This is a genomic window from Tissierella praeacuta DSM 18095 (assembly GCF_900128955.1).
GTDB classification, from domain to species: domain Bacteria; phylum Bacillota; class Clostridia; order Tissierellales; family Tissierellaceae; genus Tissierella; species Tissierella praeacuta.
This window is the reverse complement of record NZ_FQTY01000002.1, coordinates 200,094-221,393: the sequence shown is the minus strand read 5'-3', so window position 1 is coordinate 221,393 and position 21,300 is coordinate 200,094. Positions and strand designations below refer to the sequence as shown.

The 21,300-nt window shown below is 31.2% G+C and carries 22 protein-coding genes and 1 pseudogene; 5 read left to right on the top strand and 18 right to left on the bottom strand.

The window, feature by feature from the left end; translation table 11 throughout:
• On the top strand, positions 1–834 hold the full coding sequence (locus tag BUB33_RS03730) for a beta/alpha barrel domain-containing protein (RefSeq protein ID WP_072973277.1): 834 nt from the start codon (positions 1–3) through the stop codon (positions 832–834).
• Between the two features lie 178 nt (positions 835–1,012).
• Here the strand turns inward: BUB33_RS03730 and BUB33_RS03725 are convergent, their stop codons facing one another.
• Entirely contained in the window at positions 1,013–1,735 is a 723-nt protein-coding gene (locus BUB33_RS03725; RefSeq protein WP_072973275.1) for a GntR family transcriptional regulator, read from the bottom strand.
• 236 nt (positions 1,736–1,971) lie between these two features.
• Between BUB33_RS03725 and mnmA the strand changes: the two genes are divergently transcribed.
• On the top strand, positions 1,972–3,081 hold the full coding sequence (mnmA, locus tag BUB33_RS03720) for a tRNA 2-thiouridine(34) synthase MnmA (RefSeq protein WP_072973273.1): 1,110 nt from the start codon (positions 1,972–1,974) through the stop codon (positions 3,079–3,081).
• A 45-nt stretch (positions 3,082–3,126) separates the two neighbouring features.
• Here mnmA and BUB33_RS16525 read toward each other — a convergent pair whose 3' ends face one another.
• The 17 genes and pseudogenes from BUB33_RS16525 to BUB33_RS16825 all read right to left on the bottom strand — a co-directional run bounded on the left by BUB33_RS16525 (position 3,127) and on the right by BUB33_RS16825 (position 18,934).
• A complete protein-coding gene (locus BUB33_RS16525) occupies positions 3,127–3,573 on the bottom strand; it encodes an MOSC domain-containing protein (RefSeq protein WP_234949982.1) in 447 nt (148 codons plus the stop codon).
• A 3-nt stretch (positions 3,574–3,576) separates the two neighbouring features.
• Positions 3,577–4,029 (bottom strand): annotated as a pseudogene (gene moaC / locus BUB33_RS16520) (cyclic pyranopterin monophosphate synthase MoaC); the annotation flags it as partial.
• Positions 4,030–4,032: 3 nt separating this feature from the next.
• Positions 4,033–4,989: a GTP 3',8-cyclase MoaA gene (gene moaA / locus BUB33_RS03710; RefSeq protein ID WP_072973268.1), complete on the bottom strand. Its 957-nt coding sequence runs from the start codon at positions 4,987–4,989 to the stop codon at positions 4,033–4,035.
• Complete coding sequence (gene tatC, locus BUB33_RS03705; RefSeq protein ID WP_072973266.1) at positions 4,990–5,709, bottom strand: twin-arginine translocase subunit TatC; 720 nt, start codon at positions 5,707–5,709, stop codon at positions 4,990–4,992.
• Positions 5,710–5,739: 30 nt separating this feature from the next.
• Positions 5,740–5,931 carry a twin-arginine translocase TatA/TatE family subunit gene (locus BUB33_RS03700; protein ID WP_072973264.1) on the bottom strand — a complete coding sequence of 64 codons (192 nt, stop codon included), beginning with the start codon at positions 5,929–5,931 and terminating at the stop codon, positions 5,740–5,742.
• A 16-nt stretch (positions 5,932–5,947) separates the two neighbouring features.
• The gene (gene mobB, locus BUB33_RS03695) at positions 5,948–6,448 is read right to left on the bottom strand and encodes a molybdopterin-guanine dinucleotide biosynthesis protein B (protein WP_072973262.1); all 501 of its coding nucleotides are present in this window, start codon (positions 6,446–6,448) and stop codon (positions 5,948–5,950) included.
• Positions 6,448–7,680 carry a molybdopterin molybdotransferase MoeA gene (locus BUB33_RS03690; protein WP_072973260.1) on the bottom strand — a complete coding sequence of 411 codons (1,233 nt, stop codon included), beginning with the start codon at positions 7,678–7,680 and terminating at the stop codon, positions 6,448–6,450. Before BUB33_RS03690 ends, mobB begins: the two co-directional genes overlap by 1 nt.
• A 10-nt stretch (positions 7,681–7,690) precedes the next feature.
• A complete protein-coding gene (locus BUB33_RS03685; protein WP_072973258.1) occupies positions 7,691–8,713 on the bottom strand; it encodes a molybdopterin-binding protein in 1,023 nt (340 codons plus the stop codon).
• A 134-nt stretch (positions 8,714–8,847) separates the two neighbouring features.
• On the bottom strand, positions 8,848–10,176 hold the full coding sequence (locus BUB33_RS03680; RefSeq protein ID WP_072973256.1) for a sigma-54-dependent transcriptional regulator: 1,329 nt from the start codon (positions 10,174–10,176) through the stop codon (positions 8,848–8,850).
• Positions 10,163–12,040, bottom strand: coding sequence for a sensor histidine kinase (locus BUB33_RS03675; protein WP_072973254.1), 1,878 nt, complete (start codon positions 12,038–12,040; stop codon positions 10,163–10,165). Before BUB33_RS03675 ends, BUB33_RS03680 begins: the two co-directional genes overlap by 14 nt.
• A gap of 6 nt (positions 12,041–12,046) precedes the next feature.
• Entirely contained in the window at positions 12,047–13,057 is a 1,011-nt protein-coding gene (locus tag BUB33_RS03670) for an ABC transporter substrate-binding protein (RefSeq protein WP_072973252.1), read from the bottom strand.
• Entirely contained in the window at positions 13,054–14,205 is a 1,152-nt protein-coding gene (locus BUB33_RS03665; RefSeq protein ID WP_072973249.1) for a 4Fe-4S binding protein, read from the bottom strand. Before BUB33_RS03665 ends, BUB33_RS03670 begins: the two co-directional genes overlap by 4 nt.
• 147 nt (positions 14,206–14,352) lie before the next feature.
• Positions 14,353–14,535, bottom strand: coding sequence for a twin-arginine translocase TatA/TatE family subunit (locus BUB33_RS03660; RefSeq protein ID WP_072973246.1), 183 nt, complete (start codon positions 14,533–14,535; stop codon positions 14,353–14,355).
• Positions 14,536–14,568: 33 nt separating this feature from the next.
• Positions 14,569–15,162: a 4Fe-4S dicluster domain-containing protein gene (locus BUB33_RS03655; protein ID WP_072973244.1), complete on the bottom strand. Its 594-nt coding sequence runs from the start codon at positions 15,160–15,162 to the stop codon at positions 14,569–14,571.
• 20 nt (positions 15,163–15,182) lie between these two features.
• On the bottom strand, positions 15,183–15,845 hold the full coding sequence (locus BUB33_RS03650; RefSeq protein ID WP_072973242.1) for a TorD/DmsD family molecular chaperone: 663 nt from the start codon (positions 15,843–15,845) through the stop codon (positions 15,183–15,185).
• Positions 15,846–15,859: 14 nt separating this feature from the next.
• Positions 15,860–18,100 (bottom strand): molybdopterin-dependent oxidoreductase, encoded by a 2,241-nt coding sequence (locus BUB33_RS03645; protein WP_327191962.1) that lies wholly within the window; start codon positions 18,098–18,100, stop codon positions 15,860–15,862.
• Between the two features lie 60 nt (positions 18,101–18,160).
• A complete protein-coding gene (locus BUB33_RS16825; RefSeq protein WP_072973236.1) occupies positions 18,161–18,934 on the bottom strand; it encodes a molybdopterin-binding domain-containing protein in 774 nt (257 codons plus the stop codon).
• Positions 18,935–19,259: 325 nt separating this feature from the next.
• Here BUB33_RS16825 and BUB33_RS03635 point away from each other — a divergent pair, with 325 nt between their 5' ends.
• The 3 genes from BUB33_RS03635 (at position 19,260) to modB (ending at position 21,299) form a co-directional block, all read left to right on the top strand.
• Positions 19,260–19,613 (top strand): helix-turn-helix domain-containing protein, encoded by a 354-nt coding sequence (locus BUB33_RS03635; protein WP_072973234.1) that lies wholly within the window; start codon positions 19,260–19,262, stop codon positions 19,611–19,613.
• A 151-nt stretch (positions 19,614–19,764) separates the two neighbouring features.
• The gene (gene modA, locus BUB33_RS03630; RefSeq protein ID WP_072973232.1) at positions 19,765–20,607 is read left to right on the top strand and encodes a molybdate ABC transporter substrate-binding protein; all 843 of its coding nucleotides are present in this window, start codon (positions 19,765–19,767) and stop codon (positions 20,605–20,607) included.
• Positions 20,608–20,624: 17 nt separating this feature from the next.
• The gene (gene modB / locus BUB33_RS03625) at positions 20,625–21,299 is read left to right on the top strand and encodes a molybdate ABC transporter permease subunit (protein WP_072973229.1); all 675 of its coding nucleotides are present in this window, start codon (positions 20,625–20,627) and stop codon (positions 21,297–21,299) included.
• Position 21,300 lies beyond the last annotated feature (1 nt).

Genomic DNA, 21,300 nt, shown 5'->3' with positions numbered 1-21,300 from the left:
ATGTTTACATCAGATATGGAAAGTAAAAGAAAAAAAGGTTTAAATAAAGTCTTAGATGCAATCAAGTTACATGGCGGAACTACAATATTAAGCACAGGAATAACTGGAGATGATGCAAGACTGGCAAAGGCAGTAGTTGATGCTGGAGTTAAGTTAATAGAACCAAATCATCCAGCAGTAGCTTTAGCAAGAGGATTTAAAGGTGTTACAAATATGCATGATGCAGAACAAATACGTCATGAATTACCAGTTATTGAAATGATAAAGGTTACTGAAGGTATAAGAAATGTAGTAGGTCAAGATATATTCATAACTGTAGGAATACCAGGAGGCTTTCATGAATTAGTACCAGTAGAAATATCTGACGAAGTTTTCATAAGCTTGTCTAAAGCAGGTGCTGACGGACTTCATATTCATAAATCTAGTTTAAAGGATCTGGAAGAAGTAGTAAATAAAGCTCATAAGTACGGTCTACTTGTAGATGCCTATATCGGACATCCTGATGATCTTCATACTTTTGGATTACCTGCTAGAACTCCTGAAGAAGTAGCTAAGGTTGCTAAAGATATGGAGAGTATAGGAGTTGATTTTATAGGTCTTATGACTGGCATGAGTTATGAAGGTGCAGATGCAGGAGAAATTCATCCAGTTGTTAAAGAAAGACTTTACGCTTTAGTTGAATCAGTAAAGATTCCTACACTTGCAGAAGGAGGCATAAATCTAAGTAATTTTAAAGCCTTTTCAGATACAGGAGTTAATATCCTAGTGGTAGGTACTGCAATTGATGATGCAGCAAAACTAGCTGTACAAAATGTAGTTAGAAAATTTATCTAATGGTAACCAAAATAGGTCTGCTTCAATAAAATAGTTTCTAAATAAAAAAAGGTGCTGTTTCATAACTGATTTATAGTTATGAAATAAGCACCTTTTTTATTGCCTATGGAAAACCTCTAATCCCCATTAATATAAATTCCATATTAATTTATTTTCATAAAAACATTACTTAAAACTTTTATATTCTTGGCATACTTGCAAAAAATACATATTTTGTCCCTATGTAATAACTTTCAACAAAATATAATGGTTTCTTATTATCTGTATATACAATACATTTCATTTTTAACATTGGGGAGCCTTTTTTTATTTTTAAGTGGTGACTATACTCTTTAGGGCATCCTTCAGCTTCCAAATATAGATTTCCATAATCCAGCTTCAAATTATAATGTTCCTCATAAATTTCGTACAGAGACGTATCACTATAAATTAGCTTATCTAAATCAGGACATAACCTCTCAGATACATAAGCTATTTCATAGCACATTGGCTCACCGTTAGCTAATCTTAATCGCTCAACCCTATAAACCTTTTCATCATCTATTATTTCAAGATAATCTTTTATCTTACCATTAGGTATTTCAAGACTAAGACTCAATATTTTACTAGATGGTATTAAACCCATATATAGCATCTGCTCTGAAAAACTTTCTAAAGAAGTAAGTTTATATCTAGATTTGAGATTATTCACAAAAGTACCCTTCCCAGCTTGTCTATAAACATATCCTTCTTGAGCTAATCTTTGTAATGATTTTCGTATAGTATCCCTACTTACTTTATACTTCTCCATAAGTTCATACTCTGATGGTAACTTAATTCCTTCTGCCCATATATTATTTTCAATGTTTTCCTTAAATTTATTATATAACTGTATATACAAAAAGTCTTTTTTTGCTGTCAACTTTCACACCTACTTTATAATAAAATACCCACCTAGATACCTTGAAAAAACCAGTGGATTATATAATATTACAATAGTATATATTTGTCAATGAATTGTACGAATTGCAAATACTATAGTAAGATTACAAATTGAGTTTATTTATTCCTAATCATACTTAATAAATATAATAAAAACAGAAAATACTATGATATAATATTTATATGAAAAAATAAGTATTTAAAAAGGAGAAAATTATGGGAAAAAGAGTAATATTAGGCATGAGTGGCGGAGTTGATTCATCAGTTTCTGCTTTACTCTTAAAACAAGCAGGTTATGATGTTATTGGATTATTTATGAAAAATTGGAATGAAAAAGATGAATATGGTGTATGTACAGCAACAGCAGACGCAGATGATGCTAGAGCAGTGGCTGACCAATTGGATATTCCATTTTATACTATAAACTTTGAAAAAGAATATTGGGATAGAGTATTTACTTATTTCCTAGATGAATATAAGAAAGGAAGAACCCCAAATCCAGATGTTATGTGTAATCAAGAAATAAAATTCAATGCCTTTTTAGATTATGCTCTAAATCTAGAAGGAGATTATATAGCAATGGGGCATTATGCACAAGTAGAAAGAAGGGAAGATAACTATTACCTTATTAGAGGAAAGGATAATAATAAGGATCAATCTTATTTTTTATCAAGAATAGGGCAAAAAGCTCTTTCTAAAACAATATTTCCTATAGGTCATTTAGAAAAAAAAGAAGTTAGAGAATTGGCAGAAAAACATGATTTATATACAGCGAAAAAGAAGGATTCTACAGGTATTTGTTTCATAGGTGAAAGAGATTTTGATGAGTTCTTAGATAGATACCTCTTAGCAAAAGAAGGAGATATTATAGACATATATGGAAATAAAATAGGAAAACATAGCGGACTCATTCATTATACCTTAGGACAACGAAAAGGCATAGGAATCGGAGGAGTTGGAACTGGAGAACCTTGGTTTGTTGTAGGAAAAAACATAAAAGAAAATATACTATATGTAGCACAAGGGGAAAAAAACCCAGCACTTTACTCCATCTCCTTAATTGGAGAATCACCTTCTTGGATATTAGAAAAAGCACCGAATATGCCATTAAAATGTACTGCTAAGTTTAGATATCGACAATCAGATATACCTGTAACTGTAAATATATTAGACAATGGAAAACTCCATATAAAATATGATACTCCTGTAAAAGCTGTAACTCCAGGGCAAGCTGCTGTATTATATGAAAACGAAGTTTGTCTTGGCTCTTGCATCATAGAATCCATAGAGCCATTGGATAAAAAATACCTATATCTAAATCTTTAAAAAATAAGTATCAAAAATACCAGTATTTTTGATACTTATTTTTTATTATATTATTTCTATAATATCTCCTTCTTTAATAAGTCCACCTTTTAAAACCTTAGTAAAAATTCCTTCCTTTGGCATAACACATTTCCCAACTTTTTTAGCTATTGCACATCCTGTATGACATTCCTTACCTATCTGAGTAACTTCTTGTATTGTTTCTCCTATAATTAACTTTGTACCTACTGGAAGTTCATAAAGAATTATTCCTTCTGTAGTTATATTTTCTGCAAATACTCCTGGTACTAATCCTTCTATACCTTGATTTTCCATTTTTTCAAAACTTTCTATACCTAATAAACTTACTTGCCTATGCCAATTCCCTGAATGAGCATCATTTTCCAGCCCAGAGTTTTCAATGAATAGTCCTTCTTTTATAGGCTCTTTAACTACCCCTTTTTTATCTGAAATATTTATGGATAACACCCTGCCTCTTACTTCTTTTCTCACATAATCACCTGTCTTTCCACCTGTCTTCTTAATAAGTCTTATATCTTCAATTACCATATCCTTATCAATGGCTTTACTCATATCATATATGGTTAGACAAGCTAGAGATACAGCCGTTAAGGCCTCCATCTCTACTCCTGTTTTACCTACAGTTTTTACTTCCGATTCAACTTCAATGGTATCATCTAATATATTAAATCTAATATCTGCACCTGTTAAAAATATATTATGACACATTGGGATCAAATCACTGGTTTTCTTAGCTCCCATTATTCCACCTATTTGAGCTACAGACAATACGTCTCCTTTTTTCATAAGCCCATCCTTAATTTTTTGGATGGTATCTTTTTTCATTCTGATTTTTCCTCTTGCTATAGCTTTTCTTTTAGTATCTTCCTTTTCTCCAACTTCTACCATATGAGCTCTTCCATATTTATTAAAATGTGTAAATTCCATTGTTTATCCCCCTATTTGATTCATATTTCTACTAATATATTTTCCGTCTTCTAGATGATGAGATTCTTCTTTTTGATTTATAGAGTCGATTATTAACTTTCTCATATCCTGTCCACTTTTTAATGCTTCTTTTATATCTATTTCTCTATTAGAATGAAGACATAATTTAAGCGATCCCTTAGATGTTAATCTTACCCTATTACAATTAGCACAGAATTTACAGGATATTGGATTTATAATACCTACTTTGCCTTTTCCATTGGGCAATTTATAATATGCTGCTGGTGAAGATTTATCTTCCCTCGGAATAGGTATTAGCTCTTTAACCTTCTCTAATATAATATCGTTAGAAATAAATTTTTCTTTAGCCCATCCTGCTGCTTCTCCTATTGGCATCAGTTCAATAAACCTAATGTTTATATCTTCTTTCTCTGTTAGTCCTATAAAAGACTCTATTTCATCATCATTAAAGCCACCTATTAGAACAGTATTTATCTTTATAGGAGTTAAACCTACTTTCTTCGCTTCTTCTATACCTTCTAAAACATTCTTAAGTTTTCCGCCCCTAGTAATAAGACTATATTTTTCTTCATCTAAAGTATCTAAACTAATATTTACTCTGTTTAGACCTGCCTTCTTTAGTTCCTTAGCATATTCCTTAAGAAGGATACCATTGGTGGTCATAGCCAAATCTTTCACTCCATCAAGCTTTGATACTTTATATATTAAATCTATTATACCTTTTCTTATAAGAGGCTCTCCACCAGTAAATCTTATTTTATTTACACCTAATTCTACAAAAACCTTTGTTATTTCATATACTTCTTCTAATGTTAATATTTCCTCATGAGAAAACTTAGAGACTCCCTTCTCTGGCATACAATATATACATCTTAAATTACATCTATCCGTTAGGGAAATCCTAAGATAATTTATTTCTCTTCCAAAAGAATCCTTCATCTAATCACCTTTTTTGTTTTTTCGTTTTCCTATTGCTGCTGAAATCCATATACTAAATTCATATAAAAACACCATTGGTAAAGCTAGTAACATTTGTGATACTACGTCTGGGGGAGTCAATACGGCAGCTAAAATAAATATTAATAAAATTACTACTTTCCTATATTTTTTTAGTGTCTTGGCCGTAACAAGATTTAATTGTGTCAATAATATTATCAACAATGGTAATTCGAATACTACTCCAAAGGAAAAGACCATTGAAGAAATAAAACTCAAATATCTATCAAAAGAAAATAATGGACTTATCTGATTTACAGAAACTTGGGTAAAAAAATCTATAGTTATTGGAATTATTACTAAATATGCAAATATTACACCTATTAAGAAAAAGATTATACCCATATACAAGGAAAACAATAAATATCTCCGCTCATTTTTTTTAAGTCCTGGTTTTACAAATAACCATATTTGCATTAAACTTATTGGAGAAGAAATTACTATTCCAAATATTATAGCAATCTTAATATAGGCTACAAAAAGTTCAGGTGGGCTTAAATAAATAAACTCTAAATTTTTTGCTGGTTTAACCATATATTGAATAATTATATTAATATATTTATAGCCTAGAAAAGACCCTAATATTATAGCTATAAAAATTATAATAATCCTTTTTCTTAACTCACTCAAATGCTCTACTAGAGTAAGCTGTTTATCTTCCATAAAAATCCTCCTAAAGTCTATGGTTTTCGTTTATTCTTTGTCCTCCTTATTACTATCTAAATCAACCTTTCCATCTTCAGATATTTTATTAGCATGATTTTTAAATTCTCCTATTGCCTTTCCAAAAGCCTTTCCTATTTCAGGAAGTTTCCCTGGTCCAAAAACCACTAAAGCAATTCCAAGTATTAATACTAATTCTGTAGCACCCATTTTACCAAACATATAAATACCTCCTCTTTTATTTAAGATTGTTTTTTAAAAACTTTTCTTCTATCAGATTTACTATATCTTCTACCTGCTCAAAATCAAATTGTGGTATTTCATTCTTTAATGGAAAGTCTGTGACTATTCCAAATAGTTCTTCATCTTTAGAAATAATATTTTCTGAAACTTCTTTTCTGATTACTTCTAATTTAGGCTTGTTCTCCTTTTTATATCCTTCAGTTATGATAATATCAACGTTCTGAATTTGACTAATTATGTCGTCTAGTTTATATTCTTGCTGTAACTTTTCAATCTTTGCTATCTTAACTGGGGATGATATAATAACAGTATCAGCTCCTGCTTGTCCATGTTTCCATGTGTCTTTCTCTGGTTGATCTATTTCAAACTCTCCCATATGATGTTTTATTGTTGCCACTTTATAGCCTCTATTTTTTAACTCCTCTATTATCTTACAAAGGATAGTAGTTTTTCCAGTATTAGACTTACTTCCAACAATTGAAAATACAGGTATCATTACAGTACCTCCGAACAATCCAATATTTCAACTTCTATTTTATCTCCATTTTTATAAGGACCAGTACCTGCTTTTATATAAAATAAGGAGTTGGTACCTGATAAAGATGATAAAATTCCTGAACTATGCTTGCTAGGAAGTTTAGTAAAAAACTGTCCATCTTTGTAATAAGTTATTGCTCTAACATATCTATTCTGATTACTTACTTTGGTAAATTCACTTTCCAATGTAGATTCTATCTTTATCAAATCATATTTTGTTTTTCCCATAAGCCTAAGTATAGTTGGTCTCACAAATTTTTCAAATGTTATGCTTGCTGCCGCAGGATTGCCAGATAGTCCAAATATTAATTTATTATCATATTTTGCCACTGCAATAGGTGTACCTGGCTTCACTCTTACCTTCCAAAATAAAACCTCTCCTCCTATTTCCTGAAGGGCCTCTTTAACTAAATCTGCATCTCCTACAGAAACCCCACCAGTTGTTATAATTATATCTGCCCATTCTAAGCTAGATTTTAATTCACATTTTATATCCTCTAGTTTATCATCACATATTCCAAGGACTATAGGTTCTCCACCTAATTTCATCACTTGTGCTGCTATAGTATAGGAATTACTATTCCTTATTTTTCCTTCCTTAGGTATCTCATCAATACCTATGAGTTCATCACCAGTAGCCAAAATAGCTACTTTGGGTTTTGAATAAACTTTGACCATACTTCTTCCTAATGTTGCAAGTATTCCTATATCAGCTGCACCAATAATATGTCCTTTCTTTAGAACAACATCTCCTATCTTTATATCTTCCCCCATTTTAACTATATTTGAATTAGGTTTAAGATAGTTGAATATTTTAACATTCTTCTCTGTAAATTCTGTATCCTCATATTTAATTATAATATCTGCACCTTCAGGTATTTTAGCTCCTGTCATAATTCTTATAGCTTGCCCATTTTCTATTTTCTTGGAACTCACATATCCCGCTGGAATATAATCTATCACTTCTAAGTCCACAGGACTTTCTTCTGTAGCCTCTTTTATGTCTTCAGACTTTAAGGCATATCCATCAAGGGGAGATCTATCAAATGGGGGCATATTCATATCAGATATAATATTCTCTCCTAAAACATATCCTAAGCTTTCTAAAATAGGTATATTTATTGTATTTATTTTAATATCCTGACTTAAAAGTATTTCATTTGCCTTTTCTATGGATATATTAGTTAACATTTTTTCCTCCTTAATTTTTTCCAAAATGGCAGTCTGGGAAGGTACAAACCTTACAGCTTAAACATTGACCTCCATAACCAAGCCTTGTAATATCCTTACGGAAAATTTTCTCACCTGCACAAATCCTTGGTAACAATAAATCAAATGCTGTAGTATGTGCAAACATTACACATCCTGGAAGCCCCATTACTGGAATATTATCTAAATAAGCCACAAGCAGCATAGCACCAGGTAATACTGGAGTACCATAGGATACTATGTTAGCTCCAGTTGCTTTAATTGCACCAGGAGTTTTATCATCGGGATCTACTGACATTCCTCCAGTAACTATTATAAGTTCTCCTCCCATATTCTTTGATTTAATAATTTCATCCTTAATAATATCTAGTTCATCTGGTACTATGGTTTTATAGAAAATTTCCGAATCAAAAGCTTTCACTTTTCTTTCTATAACTGGTCCAAATTTATCTTCAATTCTACCTTTATAGACTTCAGAGCCAGTAATAATTAAAGCTGTTTTTAATTTTTTAAAGGGTTTCACTTCAAATATTGGACCCTTTTCCTTAAGTATTTTTTCTGCTACAATTATTTTTTCCTTCTCAATGGTTAAAGGAATTACTCTAAAACCTCCTATTAAATGACCTTCATCAATTAATCTATTTCCATGTATAGTGGCTAAAATCATATCTCCTAAATCATTTATTTCATCCAACACTTCTCTATTTATCTTTAACAATCCTTTATATTTTGGCATTATATTAATCTTGCCTTCTTTAGGTTCAGTAAAATAGATGCCTTCCCCGCAAATTAAATTTCCTATAGCTATAGCGGCATCATCTTCATGTAATGTATTTTCATCTATTTCAAATATATATATATGTTCTTTCCCTATTCTAAGAAGTTTCTCAATATCCGTCTCCTGTATAATATGTCCTTTTTTAAATGCCACTCCTTTAAACTCTCCAGGTACTATTTCTGTTATATCATGACCTAATACCATACCAACAGCATCTTCTGCTTTTACTACTTTCATTTCAATCACCTCATGGATAAATTTCTATAATCCCTACCTATTTTAAATATTTCAATTATATCATACTAGATTGCAATTGTATCTATTTTAGAATTCATTTGTTTTCACCATATACTATTTTAACATTAATATTGCTATGGTTCTAATTTATATTTTTCTATTTTTCTATACAATGTTCTTAATCCTATATTTAACATCTTTGCAGCCTCTGGCTTGTCCCAGTCAACTAGCTTTAATATATTGCTAATATGCTCTTTTTCCACATCATCTAAGGAGATATATTTTTGCTGAGGAGTTTCAGAATTGTTTAAATTTGGAAGCAAATCCCTAGGAAAAATCTCATTTCCTTTAGATAGTAATACTCCTCTATCAATAAAATTTGCTAATTCCCTTACATTTCCTGGAAAATCATATTCTAGTAGAAACCTTTTTGTTTCTTCTCTTAACTCCTTTTTATTATTTAAGTTTTTATTTAAAAAATAATTAGCAAGAATAAGTATATCATTTCCACGTTTTCTCAAAGGAGGTACTGAAATAGTAACTACACTTAATCTATAAAATAAATCTTCCCTAAAACTTCCATTATAAATTGCTTCTTCTAAATTCTTATTTGTTGCCGTAACCACTCTTACAGTAGTCTTTTTTGTCATAGTCCCTCCTACAGGTCTAAATTCTCCTGTATCCAAGAAACGTAATAATTTTACCTGTAAGGAAGGATCCATATCTCCAATTTCATCTAGAAATAGAGTTCCCCCATTGGCTATTTCTACTAATCCCTTTTTATTAGTATGAGCACCAGTAAAAGCTCCCTTTACATGTCCAAACAATTCACTTTCTAACAGTTCTCCAGGAATAGCACCTGCATTTATTGGAATAAACGGCTTATCTCTTCTGCAACTTTTATAATGTAATGCATTAGCTACTAAATCTTTCCCTGTCCCACTTTCCCCTAATATTAAAACTGGCAAATGACTATCACAGGCTTTTTCTATTATATACTTTAAATTCATCATTACTGGAGATTCCCCAATAATCTCTTTTTTATCATTTATAAGTTTAATATTTTCAACAAGGCTTTCATTATATCCTTGAAGTCTTTTTTTCTCGGCAGCTCTCTTTAAAACCAACTCTAATTCAATAGGATTTACAGGTTTAGACAGATAATCATAAGCACCTTTTCTCATTGCCTCTATTGCAGATTCTATTGTTCCATATCCAGTCAACATAATTACTTCCATATTTGGCTGTATTTTCTTTACCTTAGCTAATAATTCTAATCCATTTATTTTATCCATCATTATATCAAATAATGCTACATCAAACTCTTCTTCTTCAACTAATTTTATTGCATCTAATCCCGAAGTAACAGCTTTGACATTGAGCCCTTTTCTAGTCAATCTGTCCCTCAATACTTCAATAAATGTTTCTTCATCATCTACTATTAATAATTTAAAATTCTCCATTTCCCTCCACCTCCTTAGAAATTGGAAGTTTTATCAATACTTTAGTCCCTATATTTTCTTTACTATGTATTTCAATAGAGCCTCTCATCCTTTCAACTATAGCTTGGCTAATTGATAAACCTAACCCAGTTCCTTTGCCAATTGGTTTTGTTGTATAAAAAGGGTCAAATATCCTTCCTTTATCTTGTTCCTTTATACCATATCCAGTGTCAGATATTGATAATAATAGTAAATTATCATCTATTTCCTTAATATCTATTGTTAATGTCCCTTTATCTTCCATAGCATCTACTGCATTAGTTATTATATTTAACAACATTTGCTGCATCTGAGATTCATCTGCTAATATTATAGGTTCTATTGAATCTATTTTAAATACAATATCTATATTCTGCTTCTTTAATCTATGTTCCATTAATTTTAAAATATCTTCAATTATCTTAGATATATTAACTAATTTAATATTAACCTTTGATTCCCTGGAAAATTTTAATAAGTTCTGAGTAATTGCTGAACATCTGCTAATTTGTTCCTTTATTATTTCTAAATAATTTTGTATAATCTTGTTACTATATAAAAAGTTTATATCTTCTGTTTCCAATCTTTCCAATAAATCAGTTGCATAAAATCCCAAATTATTCATAGGATTATTAATTTCATGTGCTACTCCAGCTGCTAAAGTACCTATTGCCGCCCTTTTTTCTGCTATCATTATTAAACTTTCATTTTCTCTTCTTTTCTTAATTTCTTCTGTCATATCATTAAATGCTTCTATTACTTTCCCAATTTCATCATTATTTCGTCTTGGTATTTTATAGTCAAAATTTCCACTTTTTACAGAATCAACACCCTTCTCTAGTTCCTCCACTGGCTTCATAAAAAGATATATTAGAAAAGAGCCAAATAAAGCAATCATTAATATGGTCAATACAAAAGTAATTCCAATCTTAGCTATGACTAATCTAATGTTAGCATAAGCACTATCCAAAGGCTGCTCAACTACTACTCCCCAATCAACTATTGGAATTAAACCATATACTCCTAAAACATTTTCTCCTAAATAAGATTCATAAATCATAGTTTCAAACTTTTCATACTTTGAATCCTTATCTTTTTCTGTTTTAATCTTGAGTAAATTTTTAACTCCTCTACTTTTAGTTACATCTTGTCTTCTAGTCACTTGGCTATAGTCAGAATGACCAATTAAAGAGCCTGCATCATCTATTAAAATAATATAACTTCCTTCTTTTGTCTTTGTGGAGTTTATCTTTTTCATTATTTGTCTAAGGCTCATCTTTGCTATAATAGCCCCTGTTAAATATTCTTGATTTCCACCAACTGGAATTCCCAATTCAAAAACAATTTGATTATCTAAATCTATTTCTGGCTTTCCAATATACAAGTTCCCCTGCTTTAGGATTTGAAATTTTTCCTCTTCGGAAATATTTCTCAACTCTTTGGGAGAAATGGCATATCTTTTTGATATTTTTACTAATTCCATACCATTGGGAGCTATCATAGATATCTCCTCTAAATGATGATATCTTTTTAACATCCTATATATTATATCTTCTCTATTATATTTATTATCACCGTCAAATAATCCTAAATTTGTCATGCCCATAGTTTCCAATGATTCCTGTGTTGTCTTTACCATTTCAACTACTGTTTGTGATATTTTTGATGCAGTTAATTCATGTTCTTTATGTATAGACTCTTCTACTTCATTCTTTAATGTCTTAATATTAATCAAAGCCAATAATATTAATGGGATAATAGATACACCAAGCATCATAAAAATCAATTTAGATTTTATGCTAACTAAAAAATGTTTTTTTATTTTTCCTTCCCTATTTCCTCCCATATAATTCTACCTTTCAGTTTTTACAAATTTATCTACAAAGGTCATCTTAGAATAATCAATTTCTATCCCTAATGCTTTAGCTGTATCTATATTTATATGAAGCTCCAAATTTTCTGGAGACTCTATTGGGATTATTTTTGGATTTTGACCTTCAAGAATATTCGCTACCAATCTAGCAGATTGAAAACCTTCATTATAATTGGTACTGCCATAAAATGCCAATATCCCCTTTTCAACTTGAGTATCATTAACACCCATAACAGGAATTTTATATTCTAGTGATGCATTTACTATATCTTCAATTGTTGATTCAAATAACAAACTACACATTAACATTATACCGTCAAACTTAGTATGGTTTTCAGATATGGTTTTAATAATTTCATCTCTATTTGTAACTGAAATTAATTCCAACTCTATTTTAAGCTTATCCGCTGCCTCATATAAGAATTTGGAACTCGGTCCAAAAGGTGTGGTTAGGGGATTATACAATATTAATACATTTTTAGTATCTGGTACTATTCTCTTTAAGAACTCTAATCTTTTACCAGATAGCCTAACATAATGGCTATCAACTCCTGTTATATTACATCCTGGTGAAATTATATCATCTATAAAACCAAGCTCTACAGTACAACTTACACCAATAAATATTATAGGGATTTCCTTATTATCTGCATACTTTTTAGCAGCAGATGTTTCAAAAGTTCCAGTAGTTATGATAATATCTACATTTTCTTCGACTAATTCTTCTGCAAAGGAGTCAAGCTTACTCCTATCTCCCTTAGCATTTTTTATAATAATTTCTAATTCTTCTTTCTTGTATCCATAATGATATAATCCATCTATCATGGCTTCAACTTTTCCCATTCTAATATCTGTAGCTGTAATAACGCCAATTCTATATTTCACATTTGTACCTTTGTTAATATACTTATCAAATCTTTTTTCCATATGGGGAATAGATATTGCCAATAATATTATTAATAGTATTATTGCTGTTATGGATTTTTTCATATTTGCCTCCCATTCCCTTTCCCAGATTTTATGCAAGATAAGCAAATTTCCGTTATTTCACTAGAAGTGATTATTTGCTTACATATACTACATCTTTGTTTAGTTCCACTAGCAATTATCCTTGGCTGCATTACTGTAAAATCATCTACCTTTTTAGGTTTCAATTCTAATGATTTATAGTAGCAAACCTCAGTACATAATCCACAACCAGTACAAGCTTCATTTATTAACAAAATGTCTACCTTGTCCTCATCTTCTTTATATTTTAACGCCCCCATAGGACAAAGTATGACGCAAGCCCTGCAAAAATTACATACTCCTTTTAATGAAGGTTTTAAATAATCTATCATTTCAATATTAGATGCTAATTTATCTTTTTCCTCATTAAAAATTTTAGTTAATATTGGATATTTTGAGAAAGTTGGATTTGGAACTATTTCTCTGGATTTCTTTTCTTCCTCATTGGAACCTAGTACATATTTTATTGCAAAACTAGGAAGTTTTTTAACTGATCTAAAAGCTGAAAATAAAAATTCCCTTCTCTCATCATCAACTTCATTATCATTTAATATCTTGTTTTTCTTGATTTTAGGAATACTCTCCATATGTTTTATAGAATCCCCTGCTAGATTTAGAGTTCTCTCAATTTTCTTTACCTTTTCCATACTATTCAAGTAATAATTAATGCCATTCTCTACACTACATTCCTTACATATTTCCTTAGAAAAAATAACATTCACTTCAAAGGGTAAAATATCTATACCTAATAGAAATTCTAAATTTAGGCTTCCTAAACAGGGAACTCTAAAAATATCATTGGATATATTACTATTCTTTCTACAAGTTAAAGCCACTTTGTTATTTGCTTTTCCACTCTCTACTATATAGTTATATAGATTTAATTCCGTTGGTTCTTGAATGGATATGGCACCATTAGGACATACTGATGCACAAAGTCCACATTTAATGCAATTGTCATTAAGATTAATTTGGGTATTTTTAATATCTATTCCATTTGTTGGACAAATATCTATACATTTACTACATTTACTCAAAGGAGAACGTATCCTCGAGCAACGTTGTTGATTTATAAATATTGGTTCCATTCTAGAAGTGACGGCATCTATTATGCTTTCAAATTTTAACATATTCATCTCTCCATATTAGCTGAGTAATTCTCTAATAATTTACAAACTATCTTTATCTATGATACTATTGTATGTCTTTTATTTTGTCAATAAACTAATTAATGGCTATAAGAACAAGGTACTAAAATTAGTACCTTGTTCTTATAATTATGCCTTTTTATCTTCCAAATTAATTTCCATATCCTCTGATATTTTATTTGCATGATTTTTAAACTCTCCTATTGCCTTTCCAAATGCCTTTCCTATTTCTGGAAGCTTTCCAGGTCCAAATATAACCAATGCAATACCTAATATAAGTATCAATTCTCCTGTACCTAGTTTACCAAACATTGCTCTCCCTCCTTACATGACAGATTGGGTAACTTATTTACCACCTTGATAACGTTCTTCTGGTTCTCCATCCTTTAGAGCCTTATCTAATCCAATATAAGTAACAGCAAGATCCAAGTTTAATTCTTCTTTTAATCCCTTTGCTTTATTTTCCTCAATCATTTTACTAACTTCAGACTCTGGGTCATATAAATCACCAAAAAATCTTGCATGAGATATACAAGTGCTTACACAGGCTGGTAACAACCCTGCTTCTGCTCTCTGTATACAGAATGTACATTTCCCAACCTTCTTTGTTTCATTATTCATATATCTTGCATCATAAGGACATGCTGCAACGCAAGCTCCACACCCTATGCATTTTTCTTCATCTACTACAACTATACCACCTTTAACATGATAAGTTGCTTTTACAGGACATGCCTTGATACAAGGTGCATCTATACAATGATTGCATAGTTTCGGAAGCTTTACTCTAGATACTTGAGGATATTCTCCAGTATCCCATTCTTCAACCCAAGTATTAAAACATCCCTCTGGAACATCATTTTCCATCTTACAACTAACAGTGCAAGCATGACATCCAACACAACGTTCCAAATCTATAACCATTCCATATCTTTTCATCTTAAATCACCTCTTTAAATTTATTGGTTTTCTTCCATTAAATATTCTAAGTCCAAATCTATCCAGCTAGCAGCAGCTCCCATTAGATAGGAATATAAGCCTTCTTCTTTTTCTTTTGTCAATATGGCATAATCTCTTATCCACTTGGTTAGATGCTCCTCAAGAAAATCCTTCTCTAACTTTTTCCACTTATTAGCCTTTTCAACTTGTCCTTTTTCCAATGCCAAAATCTCAAAATTAACTAAGGATGTTAAAAAAGCTAATTCAAAAGCAATATGGTCAGGATAATGATTTTCTATAAGAGGTTGAAAACCATTAAGCTCTTCTACTCTGAAATCTACAATCTCATAGCATGCCTTTACATGAAAAGTCTCTTGACTATCTAACTTTCCATAGTAAACCCTTCCGTTTTTTACCTTTTTATTCCTTATTGCCGCCTCATAAGGAGGTACGAATAGTTTTGAAGTAGGTACAAAAAATCTATCATAATATTCTTGAGTAAAGTAATCTAAACTTTTTCCCTCAAGAAAATCTATTTTATCTATAGTTAATTCCTTAAGATATTCTGAATTATTCCTTATTAAGTTTATTAATTCTTGTGAAGGAGTATTTAAAAATGAAAATGATAGAAACTCATATATCTCCAATCGTTTTTTTGCTATATAAATAAATTCCTGTATCATTATTTCACTCCTATCTATGCCTTCTCCACCTTATAAGCTCCACCGTTTCTGCCTGGTCCTCCTGTTGAGGATTCGGAGATTCCAAAGATTCCTTTTACTTTTGGATCTATTAGATTCATTAAATGTACACCTGTACCTATAGCCTCATTACCATCTTGAGTATTTCCTTCAAGGCTATATCCCTTTGCACCATATTCCCAATGTCCATATCCGAATGCTATACCTATTGTACCCTTTGCTATACCAGGTCTAACTAATGCATGACCAACAAATTCCCCACCTGTGGCTGGTATTACTTTAACCTTATCCATAGTGGATATTCCCAATGCCTTAGCATCTTCAGTGTTTAATTCAACATAATTATGTTTATTTAAGTCCCTTAAACTAGAACTATTAACAAGCATACTTACACTTCTAAACTTAGGTTTATAATTTGCAGCTTTAAATGGCCATTCTGTTTCTGGGAATACATCTCTTACTAAACTGCCATCAGAGAAGGATTCTGGATTCCAAGTAGCTACACCACTATAATATTCACCTGTTAATGAATTTTTACTTGTTGCAAGTTTCTCTATATATAAATTAACTGCTCCCTTATAAGCATATTTGTGATTATCTCCATCAAACCCTGAGCCATGCTCTTCAAAACGACCACCTCTTGCAATTACATTTAATGCTTTAGCCCATTCTTCTTTTGTTAATATATTAGACCAATCTTTAATAGCATTTTCTAAGTCTTGCATTTCTATTTCTTCTTGTTTAATATCAGATACAGGCTCATCATCATATGCAATATTTGCAATACCTCTAAGGAAATAGTCTTCTCTGCTATTAAGGGGCAATAAATTATCATTCATATCTAATATTGCCTTATCCCCAAACCCTGGTAATCCAATCTTTTTAGCAACATCTATTATATATGTTTCAAAGGATATATGTCTTCCATCCTCTAACTTTGGAGTTGCAGGTTCTACTACTGGCCATCTAACAGTTATACTTTTCCCTGAAAAATTTCCTTCAACATTAGCTAATCCCCAACTCTCATAAGGAGTCGTATCTGGTATAATATAATCTGCTAAGGCTGTCATTTCTCCCATATATGCATCACAAGAAATAAATAATGGAACATTTTCAACGCTCTTCAATGCTTCTATTACTTCTTTTCTTGCTGCCGCTGGTACTGCCAATAAAGGGTTAGCCATCCAATTTAAAACTATCTTTGCTTGATACGGATATTTATTTATAATAGAAAATATTCCTTGATTATCAGAACCACTGCCCACTGGATGCCATGGCATCTTAGATGGATAAGGATTTTTTCCCTTAGCAACCTTTTCTTTGTACTCAGATGTATCTTCATATCTAATGCCAGTACGGCTAATTCTCATACCTGTTGCTTTTGGACCATCTGGTATAATATTTAACTGATATCTTGGCCCAGGAGAAACAGTTTTATATGAATTTCTTCTTGTAATTGCTCCACCTTTTTTATTTATACTTCCCACCATAGCCATTAAAATATAGTGAATCATAGTTATATCAGAACCATTTGCAGTAGCTGTACTTCCCATTCCATCTGCTGAAACCTTAGTTCCATGAGAAGTAAATTCATTTGCTATTTCTACTATTTTATCCTTTGGAATTCCACATGCCTTTGAATATTCATCTATTTCATGCTTAAATGCACTTTCCCTTAAAATAACAAAGGATGTCCTTACTTTTATTTCCTTTCCATTAGATCCTTTTACTTTTCCTTCATATAATAAATCTGCTGTTTTTACCTTATCATATCTAGCAAATTCTTTAGTAGAATCATCAATTACTATGAATATATCTTCTTCTTCCTCTTCTATTTCTAATCCTAAATCTTCAGCCCTAAGCATCTTTTTGTAATTTGGATGTTTAGGATCATCTATTACCAAATGAGCAGCATTTGTCCAGCCATTAAATCCTTTAGAAACAGCAGCCTCTAAATTAGGTGAACTTAAAAATTCTTTATTATATTTATCATTTTCTATAATCCATCTAATCAATGCCATACCAAAAGCATTATCTGTTGTTGGCTTTATTGGTACCCACTCACTATTTTCATATAGAGGCGTAACAGCTCCCCCAGCAAGCACTGGATCTACTACTGAATACTTAATATTTCCTTCTTTTACCCTAAACTTTATTTGTCTAGCTATGGTTTGCATAGGCTTCCCGCTATGTCCTGGAAATGCACCAGCATATAATATATATTGTGCATTATTTATATCTGGTCTTAGATTTTGTCCACTTGCTATTACCTGCGCCGCAGGTGTTTTTGAGCCACCTCAAGAATAACCATGTCCAAAGTTATTTACAGTCCCAAAGGAATTTGTGAATCTACCAGCAAAAGAAGTTCTGCCATCTCCACGTCCTCCAAAAAATACTAATTGATTTGCCTTTGACCCAAATTCTGGTGCTTTTGGATCTATTGGATTATCTAAATCTCTTACTGTCCTAAATCCATCAATTACAATATCTTCACCTATATCTTTAAATATCTTTCCACCTTCTACTGTTTCTTCCACTGCCTCATCCCAGGTAATTGGTTTCCACTTTCCTTCTCCTCTTGACCCTGTCCTTTTTAACGGAACTAATATCCTCATAGGATCGTTGTGAGATTCCAATGTAGCATTTCCTCTAGCACACAATGCCCCACGATGAATACTACCTTTATCTTTATAGCCACTGAAAGCTAAGTAAGATTCTGTCAAAGGTTCTTCAAATGAAAGATGAGGTTCTGCACTATTGGGATTATATGGATTACCATATACTCTTAATATCTTTCCAGTATTTTTATCAATTTTTACACGATTTCCACAAGAACTATAGCAACCCAAACATGCACTATGTCTCATCAATATTGATGGTTCTACCTCAACAGTGCCTGTTTCTAAATCAATTTTAGCTTCTGGCTTTTGTCCTGGGAATTGAGAAAATTCCGGGAATTCATCTGGAACATTACTGTCTACAGGTTCTTTCTTGCTGCATCCTATAGTTAATCCAGTAAAGCTTAATGCTCCTATGCCCCCTAACATTTTTAAAAATGTACGTCTTTTCAATTTCCTTCACCTCACAAAATTATTTATATTATATTTAATTAAATATATACTGCAATATTTATGCCAAAAATATATCATATGAAATATATGTAATAAAATATAAAGTTTTGAATTTATAAGGGCTCTATAATATCCTTTTATATTATGATTTTATATAAGGATTATATTGAAATTTTTTATGTCAAAATGGCAACCTTTATGTCAAATTGACATAAAGGTTGCCATATAGTTAACAATGAATTATATAGTTGCAATCATAATATATCTGTATTATAATACATTGTAATTAGTTTAATTATAAATTAAAGGATTGGAAGTTGATTTTATGAACCTTAACTCCTATAAAAATTTAAATTACAATGCTAAAATTAAAATAGTCTTTAATAACTCTGCATTCGGTCCTGGAGTTGCTAAAATTATGAGTCTTGTAAAAGAAACAAACAAATTATCAGAGGCTTATAAGGTTATGGGACTTTCCCCCAGTAAGGGATGGAAAATTATTAAAAGGGCTGAAGAAGAGTTAGGATTTCCATTGTTCATTACTGTAGTTGGAGGTAAAGGCGGGGGTAAATCCGAGCTTACAGAAGAGGGAGAAGAGTTATTATCTAAGTATCAATCCTTTGTTAACGAATTGAATATAGAAGCAGAAAAGCTTTTTCATAAATACTTCTCTTCTTAAAATATATTTTAATATCTTAAATTAATCGTCCTTTTGGACGATTTTAAAAGCTTTCCGTTACTCTCAATAGAGATGTTAGCTTATAACGCAATTATGGTTCAATGCAGGAATTGTTCCTGTTATTATAAATATAATCAAGGGGGAAATTTAAATGAAAACAAGAAAATTTTTAGTTTTATTACTTGTATGTATTTTATCTATTACACCAATAATTGGATGTACTAAAGATAAGGTTGATACATCAGAGAATAATACTACTGTAGACGTAGGCAAGGAAAATGACCAAGAAGAACCAAAGGAAGAAGGGGAATTACTTATTTCAGCTGCTGCAAGCTTAACAGATGTATTAAATGAATTATCAGAAGTATATAAAACCATAGAACCAGAAACTACTCTTAATTTCACATTTGGAAGTTCTGGAGCTTTACAGGCTCAAATAGAAGAAGGTGCTCCTGTTGATATATTTATGTCAGCAGCACAAAAACAAATGAAGGCTCTAGACGAAGGCGGACATATATTAGATGGGACAATCAAGACTTTATTGATAAATAAAGTAGTACTTATTACTCCAAAGGATGGAGAAGTTGAAATGAAGTCCTTTGAAGACTTAACTAAGGATGAAATTAAAAAAATCGCAATAGGTGATCCTGCAAATGTCCCAGTAGGTCAATACAGCGAAGAAATATTTAATAATTTAAATATAATGGACAAGGTTAATTCAAAGTTTGTACTAGGTAGCGATGTTAGAACAGTTCTTACTTGGGTAGAAAGCGGAGAAGTTGACTGTGGTATAGTTTATGCAACAGATGCTTTTACATCAGATAATGTAAATATTGTTACTGAAGCACCTGAAGGAAGCCACAAAGAAGTTAGTTACCCTGTTGCTGTTGTTAAAGATAGCAAAAATCCTGATAGAGCTAAGGCATTTTTAGACTTCTTATCAACAGATAAAGCTACAGAATTATTTGAAAAATATGGTTTCTCAATGAAATAGAAATGGACTGAGGATATATGAATTATTCTCCTTTATTAATATCATTAAAAGCAGCAATTATTGCAACAATTATAACTTTTATATTAGGAGTATATATTGCATACTTAACTACAAAGTTAAAAAGATTTAAAGGTCTAGTGGATGGTTTTTTAACCCTTCCACTAGTATTACCTCCTACTGTTGTAGGTTTTTTCTTACTTGTATTTCTAGGAAAAAATAGCTTTATTGGTAAACTACTATCTATATATGATATTTCAATTGTATTTTCTAGTACTGCAACTATTATAGCTTCTACTGTAGTATCTTTTCCATTAATGTATAGAACTGCAAGAGGTGCATTTGAGCAGCTAGATAAAAATATGATTTATGTAGCTAAAACACTAGGATTGTCTGAGCATAAAATATTTTTAAGAATAATGCTGCCTAATAGTTTACCTAGTATAATTGCAGGTACTATCTTAGCATTTGCAAGAGCCTTAGGTGAATTTGGTGCTACTATTATGTTAGCAGGAAATATTCCTGGAAAAACTCAAACCATGGCTGTTGCAGTTTACAGTGCTGTCCAAGCTGGAAACAGAGCACTTGCTTATAGATGGGTTGCTGTTATGGTAACAATATCATTTATAACCATAGTAATAATGAATAAGTTTGAAAGCTTACAATTCAGCAAAGCAAGGAAAGGGGGTAGTTAGC